The sequence below is a fragment of the Gordonia sp. NPDC003422 genome, assembly GCF_053588675.1.
On sequence record NZ_JBSFQL010000032.1, the window covers coordinates 25,998 to 40,429 of the forward strand.

Consider the following 14,432-nt stretch of genomic DNA (forward strand, 5'->3'; position numbering starts at 1 on the left):
ATGTCTGACGGAATACCCGAGGTCGTCGACCAGGAGACCTGGGCCGCGCAACTCGCCGAGTTACGTGCTCGCGAGAAGTCCGCGACCCGCGAACTGGACGCGATCGCAGCGCAACGACGCAAGATGCCGATGGTCGAGATGCCCGACTACACGCTCGTCGGCGCCGACGGTCCGGCGCGGCTCGCCGATGTCTTCGAGGGTCGTTCGCAGCTCATCGTCTACAACCACATGTGGTCGGACGGTGCCGAATTCCAATGCGGCGGTTGCACCGGCTTCACCTCACAATTCACGCGCCTCGACTTCCTCGACAACTACGACGCCCGGTTCGTCATCGTGACGGGCGGTCCGATCGATGAGGCGTTGGCGTACAAGCGCAAGGTCGGGAACCAGATGGACTGGTACTCGTCGGCCGACAGCCCGTTCGGGTCCGACGTCGATGCCGCGCCGGGTGAGGGCTTCGCAGTCAACGTGTTCCTCCGGGACGGCGACACCGTCTACCGCACCTGGCACACCTCCGGCCGCGGGACCGAGCAGCTCAGCCACAGTTTCGCGCTGATCGACGTCCTGCCGTGGGGCCGCCAGGAGGAATGGCAGGATTCGCCCGACGGCTGGCCGCAACGGCCCACCTACTCGGGCTGGCTCGACTCACCCGACGTCGCGCGACTGTACGGCACCTGACTCCAGCGACTGCATCGTCGCAGGTCAACATTCACAGGGTTCTGCCAGAGTGTCGCCAGGGCAGTGGCAGGCTCATGGGGGAGTGTGATGGATGTGAGTGAACCGGGTAGTGAGCAGCATGCAGGCAAGGGCGCCAAGATCCTCGTGGTCGACGACGAGGAGAACATTCGGCAGCTGCTGTCGGTCTCGCTGAAGTTCCAGGGCTACGAGGTCGAGACTGCCGAGAACGGTCCCGCCGCGATCGACCGGTGCCGCACCTTCAAACCCGACGCCCTCATCCTCGACGTGATGATGCCCGGCATGGACGGCTTCGGCCTCCTGCGTCGTCTCCGTGCGGATGGAATTGCCGCGCCCGCCCTGTTCCTGTCGGCCCGCGACTCGGTCGAGGACAAGATCAACGGGCTGACCATCGGCGGCGACGACTACGTGACCAAACCGTTCAGTCTCGAAGAGGTCGTCGCGCGGCTGCAGGTACTGTTGCGCCGCAGCGGGTTCGACGCCACCGAGAAGCAGGCGTCGCGAATCACCTTCGCCGACATCGAACTCGATGACGAAACCCACGAGGTGTTCAAGGCGGGCAAGCTCGTTGCGCTTTCGCCGACGGAGTTCACCCTGTTGCGGTATTTCATGGTGAATGCGGGCACGGTGTTGTCCAAGCCGCGCATCCTCGACCATGTCTGGAACTACGACTTCGGTGGTGAGGTCAACGTGGTCGAGTCCTACGTGTCCTACCTGCGCCGCAAACTCGACACCGGCGACAAACGACTGATCCACACGCTGCGCGGCGTCGGATACGTCATGCGCGAGCCGCGCGACTGATGGCCGGATCGTCGGCGGCGTCGCCCGCCCCGCTGGATGCCATTGCGGCTCGGCGGGTGCCCAAACATGGTGTTCCGCTGCGTTTCTCGTTGGTCGGGCTGATGCTCGTACTCGTTGTTCTCGGTCTTCTCGCCTCCGGTGTCGCCGTCACATCCGCGATGAAGCAAGATCTCATCGACCGCACCGACACCGGTTTGCAGAACGCCGTCAACACCTGGGCCAAACCTCGCAACCGCGAGGGTAATCCGACACCGGGACCGCCGCCCGGTCCGCGTCGTCCACCATCTCCGTACTTCGTGGTCTCCACGACGCCCGACGGAGATATCTTGTCCAGCAACGACTTCAACGACGAGCCGCAACTGAACGGCCTGCCGGACGGCAACGTCGGACCCATCACGGTCGATTCGGCCGACGGTGACGGTCCGGAATGGCGGCTGATCAAACACACCAATCCGTACGGCGAATCCATCGTTGCGATACCGCTGTCCGACGTTGATGCGACCATCTCCAGGCTCGTTGGCCTACAGCTGGCGATCGGGGCGGTCGTCGTCGTGGTCCTGGGTGTGGCCAGTTATCTGCTGGTTCGCTCGAGTCTGCGTCCGCTGCGCCGGGTCGAGGAGACGGCGCACGCCATCGCGGCCGGGAACCTGAACATGCGGGTGCCGCCTGCCGCGTCCAACACCGAGGTGGGCAGCCTGTCGGCGTCGCTGAACACGATGCTCGGCCAGATCCAGCATGCCTTCGCCGCCACCGCGGCTTCCGAACAGCAGGCCCGCGCGTCGGAGGAGAAGATGCGCAGATTCGTGGCCGACGCGAGTCATGAACTGCGCACACCCCTCACCTCGATCAAGGGATTCGCCGAACTGTACCGACAGGGCGGTGTGCCCGACGCGACAGACGCCATGCGGCGCATCGACGATGAGGCCGGCCGCATGACGCTGCTCGTGCAGGATCTGTTGGTGCTCGCGCGCCTCGACGCGCAGCGACCACTCGACGCCCAACCGGTCGACTGTCTTGCACTGGCCGCCGACGCTGTGCAAGCCGCGCGAGTGGCGGCGCCGAACCGCGACATCCGAATGCAGGTGGACGTGTCCGACGCGCCACCCATGGTGCTCGGTGACGCCCCGCGACTCGTCCAGGTGGTGCGCAACCTCGTCAACAATGCGGTGGTGCACACCCCCGACGACGCATCGATCACGGTCGGCGTCGCAGTGGACGGCGACGACGTCGTGTTGCGCGTCGCCGACACCGGCCAGGGTCTGAGCGCCGACGAGACGGGCCACGTCTTCGAGCGGTTCTACCGCGGCGACAGTTCCCGCTCACGTGGGGAAGGCGGCGGCAGTGGGCTCGGACTCTCGATCGTCGCCGCACTTGTCGACGCGCATGGCGGGCGTGTTGGCGTCGACTCGGTTCCCGGTGCCGGTGCCACCTTCTGGGTTCGCCTACCTCGCCTCGACGACTGACCGGATCGTGGGCGGCCCTCAGTCTGGATTCGTGGAAGCACATCAAGCGAGTGAACCGAACAACTCACACCGCCCCTCCTCCGCTCCCTGAGGTGCTCGTCGAGGTCGAGCCCTACCGATGGCTGAGGTGCGAGCCTGCGAGCCTCGAAGCCCCTGGCGAGGTGAAATTGTCGTCGCACCAAGCCCTTCGAGGATCTCGGCCAGCGCCTCGATCACCTCAGGGAGCGGAAGGGGACTTTCGCTCGCACGTCAGCTCAGGGAGTGGTGGGCTCAGATGAGTCGACGCAGTTGGGCGAACTCGGTGACGTCGGCTCGGAATCGGTCGAGTCCGACGAGGGTGTACATGCCGTCGATCTGCCGGTCGGCCCACAGCTGGTGGATGCGACGAAGGTCGGATTGCCTTGACTTCCAACCGATCCCGTCGATCACGGCGAGAACGAGTTGTTTGGGCAGACGAACTTCGGCCATCTCCTCGATCTCGCGTACGGCGTCGGTGAGTTTACTGCCAGTGGAATCGAATCCCTTTGCTGCGACGACGATGTCGGCGGAATCGGGATCTCCGATGATCAGATCCGCCGGCGCGGTACGACCGTTGCGCCCGGTGAACCGCGACCGGGTGACGTAGTCGAGTCCCAGATCGCGTGCAATGTCTTCGATCTCGTCTTCGATCCGTCGGCCCGACGCGCCGGCCCGGGTCGCCGTGACCCGACTGCCTGCTCGCGCGACGAGGATGTCGGCGAAGGTGTAGGTCTTCGACATCTGGGCGCGCAGCGTTCGCACCAGGTCGAACTCGGCGTCGAGCCACGACACCAGCTCCACCGGTTGTGTGCGTGCGAGCCCGTACCATCCCGTCGTGTCGAAGCGGTCACGCAGCGCGTTCTTGAGCTTCTCCTGCGACAGCCCGACGGCGAGTCCGAGGACCGGGACGTCGGCGGGGTTGTCCCGCACCCACGCGGCCAGTCCGGTCGCATCCGCGTCGAGCAGGCCGCCCAGGCGGTCGACGGCCAGCGCGATCCGCTCCGCCTCCGGGGTCGACGTCGTCGGGTCGACATGAGATGTCAACCGGCCCAACGAGTTCAGGTAGTCGGCAAAGTCGCCCGCGTCACTCATGTCGGCTGCCGGTCAGTCCCGTCCGATGAACAGGTATTCGCTGACGTCGCGTCGAGTGGCCGACGCGTGTGTGCCGAAACTGTACTTGTGGTCGATGGCGATCACCTCGACCGACGGTTTCACCTTGCCGAGCAGGTCGACGATGCGGTCGGCGCCGGGCAGGGCATTCGACGAGTAGGACAGCACGATCGCCCCCGCATCCTCGAAATGCTCGAAGGTGCGGGTGAGTGCGTCTTCGATGGTGCGTTTGTAGGCGAACGGCGTGTAGCGCTTGTGGAGCTTCTTGGTCTTGGTGTTCTCCATGATGCTCATGCCCTGCCAGTATGCGGACAGCCCCTCGAGAAAGTGGTAGCGCTTGATGTAGTCGTTGTCGTCGGTCGGTGGCGCGTAGGGCGGATCGAGGTAGACGAGATCCGGTGGCTCCGACCACCCCGTGTCGAGGTCGAAGATGTCCCCACAGACACTGCGGCTGCTGCGGCCGTTGCTGAACACCGTCGAGCTGTATTCCTCCGCGGCCCGCAGGCGGAAGTGGTCGCGCAGGCTCATTGTGAGATCGCGCCGACCGTCCGCGTAGCGCGTTGAGTCGGTGAAGGTGAAGACGCCTCGCGGTTGCTTGCGGGCCGCCGACAGGATCAGAGCCGAGATGGCGAGATCACGGCGATAGCCGCGCAAACGGTCGATGTGCGACCACGCCGAATCGAGAAAGGCGCGGTCGGCCGGCGTGAAATACAGGCCGTCGAAGGTGGTCGAGATGAAGTCGCGGTCGTCGGCGGGCGGCCCGCAGATCTCCTCGACGAGTTCCGGTTCGAGACGGACGCTCGAATTGGCCACGGTCGCACGGGTGATCAGGTGCGGGAAGTTGAGGAAGTCGTTGCTGACCACCTCGAACCCCTGCGCTTTGAGGAGATAGGACACCACCCCGGATCCGGAGAACGCGTCGACCGCCGTCGCGCCGCCGATGTCGGCGAAGGTGCGCTCGAGATGGGCGAGCAGCCGGTACTTGGACCCCATGTAGCGCAGACGCGGAAACCGCTGAGCACGCGCGACGACGTCGCTCGAACTCATATCCCGTCCGGCGCGGGTGACCCCCCGACGCGTGAACTCTGGCCGACTCACAGGGAAAGAATCTCATGGACCCCCGACAACCTCTTGCGGACAGGCCGGTTCGACGATGCGGCGGTTCTAGACTGTCTCCCATGGCAACCGTCTTCAGCATGATCATCAACGGCGAACTACCCGGACGTTTCGTGTGGAAGGACGGCCAGGCCGTCGCATTCCTGACCATCGAGCCGGTGACGCCGGGGCACGTGCTCATTGTTCCGCGTAAAGAGGTGGACCACTGGGACCTGCTGGACACGGCGGCCTTCACCCATCTCGCCGACGTCGCGCAAACCGTGGGCCGCGCGGTCCGGCAGGCGTTCGACGCGCCGCGAATGGGCTTGCTGATCGCCGGACTCGAGGTGCCCCACGTCCACCTCCATGTGTTCCCCGCGCGCAGCATGGAGATCTTCGACCTCGCCAATGCCGACAAGAACGCAAGTCCCGAATCCCTCGACGAGGCCGCGGAGAAGATCCGCAAGGCGCTGCGCAGTCGCGGGCACGGGGAGTACGTGCCGGAGCACTGACACGTTCAGACGAACCGACGCTCGATCGCTTCTGCAATCGGCTCAGGTGCGGACTCTGTCACAAAGTGTCTTGCGCCCGACAACTCGACGACCTCGATATCGCGGAAGGCGGCGCGAACGCGCGGTAGGCACGACGACGGGCGAAACACCATGTCGCGCATGCCCCACAGCGCGAGAGCGGGCTTGTCGCCGAGCGTTTCAGGGACCGTGCGTTCGAGTTGATGAAGCAGCGGGCCGGCCGCTCGAATCTCTCGCGGCATCACGGCGAGCGCTTCTCGTGCGCCGACGGGCTGCGCGAAACGGTACTGATCGGCCTCGGCGGACGTCAGTGTGGAACCGAGTTCGCCGAGGAGAAACCTCTCGACGAGCAGGTTGTTCTCGAGAATTCGTCGGCGCGCCGGATCGCTCGACATGACGACGCTGAACGCTCTGTTCGGCAGGGCGGTGATCGGCCAGAAAGCGGTGTTGGCCAGCACAATTCCACGCACGCGATCCGCCCGGGCAGTGGCGGCGCCAAGACCGATCGGGCCGCCCCAGTCGTGGCCCATCAGTACGTAACCTTCCAGGTCCAGGTGGTCGACGACCTCGCCGAGAACTCTCGTCAACTCGGAGATGGTGTACCCGAAGTTATCGGGCCGCTCGGAACGACCAAACCCGAGATGATCAACGGCCACGCACCGAAATCTGTCGCGCAGTCTCGTCACGACATGTCGGTACAAGAAGCTCCATGTCGGAGATCCGTGACAGAACAGGATCGTCGGTCCGACACCCTCATCGATGTAGTGGACTGAGCCCGCCGACGACGCGAACCATCGCGAGGTGAACGGATAGAGATTTCGATCGGGTACGAAATCGATGCCCATTGCCACTCCTGACTATCGCTACAGATGTAGTGTTCTCTGCGTGAGACACTACACCTGTAGTATTTGGGGGTGTCCACACGATCTGGTGCCGCCGCACGACGAACGCTCATCGCAGATAGCGCTATCGAGATCATCGCCCGCGACGGCGTGCGCGCTTTGACGCACCGCGCGGTGGACAGAGAAGCTGGGATACCTCAAGGCTCGACCTCATACCATGCGAGAACGCGACGTGCCCTCCTCGAAGTCGTCGTTGGTGCGCTCGCCGAACGAACTCTGGCCGACGCCACTCGATTGGCCAGCTTCCTCGATGCGCGGTTCGAGGACTCGCAGGAGGTGAGCGTAGAGGAGTTGGCGCGCGCGCTTGGCGACCTCGTCGATTCGCTCACCTCTCGACACTCCGATATGAAGGCGCGGTTGGCGTTGATACTCGAGGTCGACGACGATGCCCTGCGCGGGCAACTGTTGGGCGATTCCGAGGTGCAGTCGGTGGGCCGACGGGTGGTCGTAAGCGCGTTGGCGGCGCGCGGTCAGACGGTCGATGACGCTCAGGCCGACGAAGTCGTCTCACTCCTCGACGCGCTTGTCTTTCAACGAACGATCGTCGGTGGAGGAACTTCGGTCGAGGCAATCATCGCGACCTACTTGAAGGGGCTCCTCTAATGCGGGACTGTGAATCACACAGTTCGGTGAATCAGCAACGGTGACACCGCGCTTGCTCCCGCTCGTCGCAGCGCCGCCGCGGCGAGAGTGATGGCCCAGCCGCTCGACGTCGCATCGACCACCAGCAGCACCGCGCGTCCGGTCACCTCGGGTGGCGGCTCACCGATCCGGTCGCGCCAGTGCGCGGCCTCGACGGCTCCGGCCGTATCGGTGGGCGGGTCACCAGGGCCCACCGGCATGACGCCGCCGCCCCGACGACCCACCTCGCGGAGATGCGCGGCGATCTTCTCCGCGAGCGTCGTGCCGGTCAGTCGCAGCGACAGGATCAGATCGGGCCGGATGCCACCCTGGCGCACCCACGACGACAGCGTCGCGACCGCGACATCGCCGAGTTCGGCCAGTGCTGCCTCGTCGCCGGATCGGGCGGCCGCCAGCAGGTCCGCCCACTCGGGAGCGTCGGCGTGGGCGAGCACCCGACCGGGCTCGGCGGCCAGGTCCGCGCTGATTCGACCGCGCGTTCCGAACGCCCCGCCGGGCCACATCTTGCGCGGTTCCAGCTCCAGAGCCGACGATCGCAGCGCGCCGGTGACCGCGCGCAGGGTCTCGGTGGCGACGTCGGCGGTCAGTGGTGAGGTCAGCTCGCCCCGGCACACAGAGCAGCGGCCGCACGCCGTGGCCTCGGGATCGTCGAGCGAGGCGATCAGCAGGCGCATCAGGCAGTCGTCGCCGGTGATGTAGGCGCGCATGATGTCGGCCTCGCGGCGTCGGACGGCGATGATGCCGTCGTAGTGCGGGGCGTCGAACTCCCACGGTTCGCCGGTGGTGCGCCACCCGTCAGTGGTCCGGTCGACCGCGCCGTCGACCGCGAGCTGCTTGAGCATGAGTTCGACGCGGGTGCGCCGGTACCCGGTGACCGCCTCGAGCGCGGGTACCGACATCGGTTCGTCGGACTCACCCAGCGCATCCAGAATCCCGTGCATGCGGGTGGGTTCCGGGATGGTGGCGGTGGCGAAGTGGTCCCAGATCCGGTCGTCGGTGCGCGAGGCCAGGAGCATGACCACCGCGTCGTCGAGGGCGCGGCCGGCACGGCCCACCTGCTGGTAGTACGACACCGGCGACGGCGGTGAGCCGACATGCACGACGAAGCCGAGGTCGGGTTTGTCGTAGCCCATCCCGAGCGCCGACGTGGCGACAAGGGCCTTCACCTCGTTGCGCAGGAGTGCGTCCTCGAGCTGATGGCGGCGATCGCCGTCGAGCTTTCCGCTGTACGCCGCAACGGGATATTCCGGGCCGTGGACGGCCTTGATGGCCGTGACGAGGCGGTCGGCGTCGGCGACCGTCAGCACGTACACGATTCCCGAACCGGGCAGGGTGTCGATGTGCTGTGCCACCCAACCGTAGCGGGCGATCGGCGACATTCCGTCGATCACGTTGAGGTGCAAGGACTTACGTGCCAGGGAACCGCGCAGCACCAGGGTCTGGTCGCCGAGTTGGGCGGCGACGTCGTCGGTGACGCGCTGATTGGCGGTGGCGGTGGTGGCCAAGACCGGTGTTCCTGGGTTGAGGGTGCGCAGCACATCGGCGACGCGCCGATAGTCCGGTCGGAAATCGTGACCCCAGTCCGACACCGCATGTGCCTCGTCGATCACCAGCAGACCCAGGTTGCCGGCCAACGCGTCGAGGACCCGACGCCCGAATCCGGGGTTGGCCAGCCGCTCCGGCGAGACGAGCAGGACGTCGAGGTCACCGGCCAGTAGTTGGGTCTCCACTTCCGACCACTCACCGAAGTTCGACGAGTTCAGGGTGGCCGCCGACAACCCGCCACGCTCGGCCGCGGCCACCTGATCGCGCATGAGCGACAGCAGCGGCGACACGATCAGCGTTGGACCGCCGCCGCCGGCACGTATGACCGCGGTCGCCGACCAGTACACCGCCGACTTGCCCCAGCCGGTGGCCTGCACGACGAGGACCCGCGGACCCACCGCACCTTCGGCGGGGCCGGCGAGCGCCGTGACCGCACGCAGCTGGTCCTCCCGCAGGGCAGCGTCGGGTCCGGCGAGGCTGGTGATCACCCGGTCGGCGGCCTGACGCTGCGCGGCGGTGAGGGTTCCGGTCGCTGAGGTCATGGAGCCCAATCTAACGGCCCTCACCGACAGCGCCACCGGCAATCCATCTCCCGCCGACGATGTGTGGACAACTGCGCGAATCGCTCACAGCAAGCTGGCAGGTTCGGCGCAGAGTGGGCGAAGCCTAGGGGTCGAAAGTGGTGACCATGACAGCAGAAGCACTCCCGCGAACGGCTTCGCCAACGACGATCGTGGCCGACAGTTCGTCGCAGTTCCCGACCCTCGACATCGTGGTTCCGGTCTACAACGAGGAAGCCGACGTCGCCGATTCGGTACGACGCCTCGCCGAGCATCTCCGGACCCACGTCCCGTACACCGCCCGCATCACGGTCGCCGACAACGCGAGCACCGACGCGACGCTGGCGATCGCCGCGGCGCTCACCGAGGAGATCGACGGGCTGCGTGTGGTCCACCTCGACGAGAAGGGCCGCGGGCGCGCGCTCAACTCGGTGTGGCGGGGCAGTGACGCCGAGATCGTCGCCTACTGCGACGTCGACCTGTCGACCGACCTGAACGCACTGATGCCGCTGATCGCGCCGCTCATCTCGCGCCACTCCGACATCGCGATCGGCACCCGGCTGGCCCGGACCTCCCGCGTGGTCCGCGGACCCAAGCGCGAGTTCATCTCCCGCTCCTACAACCTGATCCTGCGAACAACGATGCGCGCCAAGTTCTCCGACGCCCAGTGCGGATTCAAGGCGATGCGCACCGACATCGCACGCGAACTGCTGCCCTACGTCGAGGACACCGGCTGGTTCTTCGACACCGAACTGCTGGTGCTCGCCGAGCGCATCGGGCTGCGGATCGCCGAGGTGCCCGTCGACTGGGTCGACGACCCGGACAGCACCGTCGACATCGTGTCCACCGCTGTAGCTGACCTCAAGGGTTGCGCCCGTGTGGGTTACGCGCTGGCCGCGGGACGACTGCCGATCGCCGACCTGCGCGCCGCCATCGGTCGCGACCGCGGACCCGGCCCCGACCTCGCGGGCGTCCCGACCGGCATGGTCGGCCAGCTGCTGCGCTTCTGCGTGGTCGGCGTGGCCTCGACCGTCGCCTACGCGGTGCTCTACTTGCTGCTCCACTCGTTCCTGGGTGCGCAGGTGTCGAACTTCGTGGCGCTCGCCGTCACCGCGGTCCTCAACACCGCCGCCAACCGCCGCTTCAGCTTCGGTGTGCGCGGACGCAAGGACGCGATACGGCACCAGATGTTCGGCCTCGGCGTGTTCCTGTTCGGATGGATCGTGACCGCAGGATCGCTTGTGGCACTGCACTATTTTGTGCCCGACGCGACCAAGCACATCGAACTGCTGGTGCTCGTGGTGGCCAATCTGGTGGCGACGATGACCCGCTTCGTCGGACTGCGCTGGGTCTTCCGTTCACACCTGTCCCCGGCAACTGCGCGGGCTGCCCAGTGACCGCCACTCTCGACACCGACCGGCCGTCGGACTCCGCACCCGCGGGTCCGGCGGCCGTCGGCCGTGTTGCCGACAGCGTTCTGTGGCAGCGGCTGTCGCTGGCCGCACTCCTGGTCGGTACGGCCGTCCTCTACCTGTGGAATCTGTCGATCAACGGCTGGGCCAACTCCTTCTACTCCGCCGCGATCCAGGCGGGATCGCAGTCGTGGAAGGCGTGGTTCTTCGGGTCGTCGGACATGGCGAACTCCATCACGGTCGACAAACCACCTGCCTCGCTGTGGATTCCGGGTCTGTCGGTGCGGATCTTCGGGCTCAACTCGTGGTCTATCCTGGTGCCGCAGGTGTTGATGGGCGTCGCCGCGGTGGCGCTGCTCTACTGGATCACCCGCAAATACTTCGGACACTGGGTCGGTATCCTCGCGGGTCTGGTACTCGCGCTGGTTCCGGTGTCGGCCATGATGTTTCGGTTCAACAACCCCGAGGCGTTGCTCCTGCTGCTGATGATCGCCGCGGTCTGGGCCTGCCTCAAGGCGGTGGAATCCGGCAGGATTCGTTGGCTCATCCTGGTCGGCGTATTCGTCGGATTCGGCTTTCTGACAAAGCAATTGCAAGTGATGCTGATCGTTCCGCCGCTGGCGATCACCTATCTGGCCTTCGGTCCCCGCGGCTGGCTCCGACGACTCGGTGAGCTGTTCGCGGCGCTGGGTGCGATGATCGTCAGCGCGGGCTGGTGGATTCTCGCCGTCGAACTGTGGCCGGCGTCGTCGCGGCCGTGGATCGGTGGCTCGCAGAACAACTCGATTCTCGAATTGACACTGGGCTACAACGGCTTCGGTCGTCTCAACGGCAATGAGACCGGCAGTGTCATGCCGGGCGGCCGCGGGGGCGACGCCGGAATGGGCGGCCCAGCTGCGTACTTCGGTCAGGGCGGTCCCGGCGGACCCAGAGGACGCGGCGGTATGTGGGGTGAGACCGGATTCTTCCGCATGTTCGAACCCGCACAGGGCGGCCAGATCGCCTGGCTCATCCCCACTGGACTCGTCCTCGGCATCGCCGCGCTGGTACTGATCGGACGCCGTTCACGCACGGATCTCCGTCGCGCCTACCTCGTCGTATGGGGATTGTGGCTCCTGATCACGATGGTCGTGTTCAGCTACATGGCCGGCATCTTCCACAGCTACTACACGGCGGCGCTGGCGCCTGCGGTGGCCGCAGTGGTCGCGGGCGGTGCGGCGGTGTGTTGGCAACAGCGAGAACGGCTCTGGGTGCGCCTGGTGCTCGCCGCGTCGATCTGGATCGCTGCGATCTGGGGATTCGTCCTACTCGACCGATCGCCGGACTTCGTGCCCTGGCTGCGGTTCCTCGTGATCATCGTCGGGATTGTCGCGGGCGGTCTGATGATCGCGGCCGATCGCGAATACCTCGGTGCACTTGCCGCGACCCTGGCGGTGCTGGCCGGTCTCGCCGGTCCGCTCGCCTACACCGTCGACACGGTTGCGACGGCCAAGCAGGGCTCGATCATCAGCGCCGGCCCACGGGTCGACGGTGAGTTCGGCCCGGGTGGCCGCGGCGGACCGGGTATGCGTGGCAATCGTGGCGGATGGCGCGGCCCCGGCGGCATGCCCAATCAGGGTCCCGGCGCGCAGGGGCCAGGCCAGCAGGGCCCTGGCATGGCACGCTACCCAGGCGGTCCCGGTGGTCCGGGCGGGTTGCTGAACGGGTCCAAGCCGAGTGCCGCGATGATCGACCACCTGACCCGTGACGCAAGCGATTTCACGTGGATGGCCGCGGCCGTCGGCTCCAACGAGGCGTCGGGCTACCAGCTGGAAACCGGCTACTCGGTGATGCCGATCGGCGGTTTCAACGGCACCGATCCCTCGCCGACACTCGAGCAGTTCCAGAAACTGGTCGCGGAGAAGAAGATCCACTTCTTCATCGCGGGTGGTCGAGGATTCGGTCCGGGTGGGTCGGATACTGCTCGACCGTCGTCGCAGATCGCCACCTGGGTCACCGAGAACTTCTCGTCCACCACCATCGACGGCGTGACGGTCTACGACCTGACGGCCCCGAAGGCCTGATGCTCCCTGCAGGTGGTGCCGATCCGAAGAACTGGGTGACCGACCCCGATGACCTGCGGAAATGCGCCAGCGTCCTGCCGCAAAATCCAGGGGACGAACCTCGTCCCCGGGGTTCGTAGTCGTCCGCGAGAATTTTCTGGGGGAGGACTCCAAGGGTAGGGGATGAAGTTTCTTCCCCTACTTTTGTGGGCGCCCAAACCTCCAACCCTTCCCTCCGTCGATGAGCGCCAGCCACTCACTCGCGCCCGATGAGCGCCGAGACGGTCGGCGACCAGGAGGTGACGGCTTTCCTTTTGGGCCAGAGGATCGCCTAGAGTTCGGCGCATGTCTGCGTTGCCGAGCGTCCCGTCGATGGGTCACCGCCTGAACAGAATGAGTGGTCGAGATCCGCACGAGGAGGATCGCGCCGCCACCAACCTGGAGCTGTTCTACGACCTCGTGTTCGTGGTCGCGTTCTCGGTGGCCGGTACCCAGTTGGCCCATCAACTGGCCGAGGGCCACTACCAGACCGGCGTCATCGGCTACCTGCTGTGCACGTTCGCCGCGATCTGGGCGTGGATCAACTTCGCCTGGTTCGCCTCTGCCTTCGACACCGACGACTGGTTCTTCCGCATCGTCACGCTCGTGCAGATGATCGGTGTGGCGGTGATCGCCCTCGGCATCCCCGACGTGTTCTCCTCGCTGGGCGGCCACGAGCACGTCGACAACCGGGTGCTGGTGCTCGGCTACATCCTGATGCGCGTCGGCATGGTGGCCCAGTGGCTGCGGGCGGCAGCGCAGAGTCCGGAGTATCGCGGCGCGTGCCTCATCTATGCGGCCATGACGCTGCTGGCCCAATTCGGTTGGGTGGCAGTCCTCCTGATCAACATGTCGCTCATCCCGACGCTCGTCGGCATGGCCATCTGTGTCGGCATCGAACTGCTGGGACCGTTTGTCGGCGAGACGCGTTCGTCGGGCGGCACCCCATGGCACCCGCACCACATCGCGGAGCGCTATTCGCTCCTGACGATCATCACCCTCGGCGAAGGCGTGGTGGGGACCGTCGCCGTGCTCGGCGCACTCATCGAGACACACGGATGGTCGCTCGACACTGCCGTGCTCGGTCTGTCGTCGATGACCGTGACCTTCGCGATGTGGTGGATCTACTTCACCGTCCCGGTCGGGGATGCGCTCCACGCCCATCGGAACAAGAGCTTCTGGTGGGGCTACGGCCACATCGTCATCTTCATGGCGGCCGCTGCGGTCGGGGCCGGTCTGCATGTCGCAGCCCTCTACATCGAGCACGAGGCGCACGTGGGCGGCGGTGTGGTGGTCGCGTCGGTGGCGGTCCCGCTCGGCATCTACTGCCTGGGCGTGATCGCCATGTACGACTACCTGTTGCCGTTTGATCCGCTCAGCCTGTTCCTCGCTACCGGTGTCATCGTCGTGCTGGGTGTGGCGACGTGGATGTGCGCGGCCGGCGCGTCGGTGATCCTCGCGGTCGCGGTGGCGGCTCTCGCCCCGGTGATGATGGTGATCGTCGACGAGATCGCGGGGGTGCCCCGACGGGAGAGAGCGCTCGCCGCGGTCCTCGACACGATGTCCTAGACACACAC

12 protein-coding genes are annotated in these 14,432 nt (G+C 66.1%); 8 read left to right on the forward strand and 4 right to left on the reverse strand.

From position 1 onward, the window contains the following. The 3 genes from ACWDTF_RS21740 (at position 1) to ACWDTF_RS21750 (ending at position 2,960) form a co-directional block, all read left to right on the forward strand. Positions 1-678: a DUF899 domain-containing protein gene (locus ACWDTF_RS21740; RefSeq protein ID WP_355276367.1), complete on the forward strand. Its 678-nt coding sequence runs from the start codon at positions 1-3 to the stop codon at positions 676-678. Between the two features lie 93 nt (positions 679-771). After that, entirely contained in the window at positions 772-1,497 is a 726-nt protein-coding gene (locus ACWDTF_RS21745; protein ID WP_374247849.1) for a response regulator transcription factor, read from the forward strand. Beyond that, entirely contained in the window at positions 1,497-2,960 is a 1,464-nt protein-coding gene (locus ACWDTF_RS21750; protein ID WP_433257886.1) for an ATP-binding protein, read from the forward strand. Before ACWDTF_RS21745 ends, ACWDTF_RS21750 begins: the two co-directional genes overlap by 1 nt. A 270-nt stretch (positions 2,961-3,230) precedes the next feature. Here the strand turns inward: ACWDTF_RS21750 and ACWDTF_RS21755 are convergent, their stop codons facing one another. Both ACWDTF_RS21755 and ACWDTF_RS21760 read right to left on the reverse strand, forming a co-directional pair. Then, positions 3,231-4,070: a hypothetical protein gene (locus ACWDTF_RS21755; protein ID WP_449755063.1), complete on the reverse strand. Its 840-nt coding sequence runs from the start codon at positions 4,068-4,070 to the stop codon at positions 3,231-3,233. Between the two features lie 12 nt (positions 4,071-4,082). Then, complete coding sequence (locus tag ACWDTF_RS21760) at positions 4,083-5,135, reverse strand: DNA adenine methylase (RefSeq protein ID WP_433257888.1); 1,053 nt, start codon at positions 5,133-5,135, stop codon at positions 4,083-4,085. Positions 5,136-5,266: 131 nt separating this feature from the next. Between ACWDTF_RS21760 and ACWDTF_RS21765 the strand changes: the two genes are divergently transcribed. Further along, on the forward strand, positions 5,267-5,695 hold the full coding sequence (locus tag ACWDTF_RS21765; RefSeq protein WP_433257890.1) for an HIT domain-containing protein: 429 nt from the start codon (positions 5,267-5,269) through the stop codon (positions 5,693-5,695). A gap of 5 nt (positions 5,696-5,700) precedes the next feature. On the opposite strand, the gene ACWDTF_RS21770 is transcribed toward ACWDTF_RS21765, so the two are convergent. Then, a complete protein-coding gene (locus ACWDTF_RS21770) occupies positions 5,701-6,558 on the reverse strand; it encodes an alpha/beta fold hydrolase (RefSeq protein ID WP_240862016.1) in 858 nt (285 codons plus the stop codon). A gap of 69 nt (positions 6,559-6,627) precedes the next feature. On the opposite strand from ACWDTF_RS21770, the gene ACWDTF_RS21775 reads away from it, so the two are divergent. Then, positions 6,628-7,218, forward strand: a complete 591-nt coding sequence (locus ACWDTF_RS21775) for a TetR/AcrR family transcriptional regulator (protein ID WP_240862017.1) — start codon at positions 6,628-6,630, stop codon at positions 7,216-7,218. 14 nt (positions 7,219-7,232) lie between these two features. Here ACWDTF_RS21775 and ACWDTF_RS21780 read toward each other — a convergent pair whose 3' ends face one another. After that, a complete protein-coding gene (locus ACWDTF_RS21780) occupies positions 7,233-9,344 on the reverse strand; it encodes a RecQ family ATP-dependent DNA helicase (RefSeq protein WP_240862019.1) in 2,112 nt (703 codons plus the stop codon). A 146-nt stretch (positions 9,345-9,490) separates the two neighbouring features. Between ACWDTF_RS21780 and ACWDTF_RS21785 the strand changes: the two genes are divergently transcribed. From ACWDTF_RS21785 to ACWDTF_RS21795, 3 genes are all read left to right on the forward strand, one after another. Next, the gene (locus tag ACWDTF_RS21785; RefSeq protein WP_433257892.1) at positions 9,491-10,759 is read left to right on the forward strand and encodes a glycosyltransferase; all 1,269 of its coding nucleotides are present in this window, start codon (positions 9,491-9,493) and stop codon (positions 10,757-10,759) included. Further along, positions 10,756-12,837, forward strand: a complete 2,082-nt coding sequence (locus ACWDTF_RS21790) for an ArnT family glycosyltransferase (RefSeq protein ID WP_355276748.1) — start codon at positions 10,756-10,758, stop codon at positions 12,835-12,837. The genes ACWDTF_RS21785 and ACWDTF_RS21790 overlap by 4 nt, the downstream gene beginning before the upstream one ends. A gap of 324 nt (positions 12,838-13,161) precedes the next feature. Next, entirely contained in the window at positions 13,162-14,424 is a 1,263-nt protein-coding gene (locus ACWDTF_RS21795; protein WP_374247857.1) for a low temperature requirement protein A, read from the forward strand. The last annotated feature ends 8 nt before the right edge of the window (positions 14,425-14,432 follow it).

What these genes read in the sequence shown, in the direction of transcription:
- ACWDTF_RS21740 (WP_355276367.1), top strand. Translation starts at nt 1, where the DNA reads ATGTCTGACGGAATACCCGAGGTCGTCGACCAGGAGACCTGGGCCGCG.
- ACWDTF_RS21750 (WP_433257886.1), top strand. Translation starts at nt 1,497, where the DNA reads ATGGCCGGATCGTCGGCGGCGTCGCCCGCCCCGCTGGATGCCATTGCG.
- ACWDTF_RS21755 (WP_449755063.1), bottom strand. Translation starts at nt 4,070, where the DNA reads ATGAGTGACGCGGGCGACTTTGCCGACTACCTGAACTCGTTGGGCCGG.
- ACWDTF_RS21760 (WP_433257888.1), bottom strand. Translation starts at nt 5,135, where the DNA reads ATGAGTTCGAGCGACGTCGTCGCGCGTGCTCAGCGGTTTCCGCGTCTG.
- ACWDTF_RS21765 (WP_433257890.1), top strand. Translation starts at nt 5,267, where the DNA reads ATGGCAACCGTCTTCAGCATGATCATCAACGGCGAACTACCCGGACGT.
- ACWDTF_RS21770 (WP_240862016.1), bottom strand. Translation starts at nt 6,558, where the DNA reads ATGGGCATCGATTTCGTACCCGATCGAAATCTCTATCCGTTCACCTCG.
- ACWDTF_RS21780 (WP_240862019.1), bottom strand. Translation starts at nt 9,344, where the DNA reads ATGACCTCAGCGACCGGAACCCTCACCGCCGCGCAGCGTCAGGCCGCC.
- ACWDTF_RS21785 (WP_433257892.1), top strand. Translation starts at nt 9,491, where the DNA reads ATGACAGCAGAAGCACTCCCGCGAACGGCTTCGCCAACGACGATCGTG.
- ACWDTF_RS21795 (WP_374247857.1), top strand. Translation starts at nt 13,162, where the DNA reads ATGTCTGCGTTGCCGAGCGTCCCGTCGATGGGTCACCGCCTGAACAGA.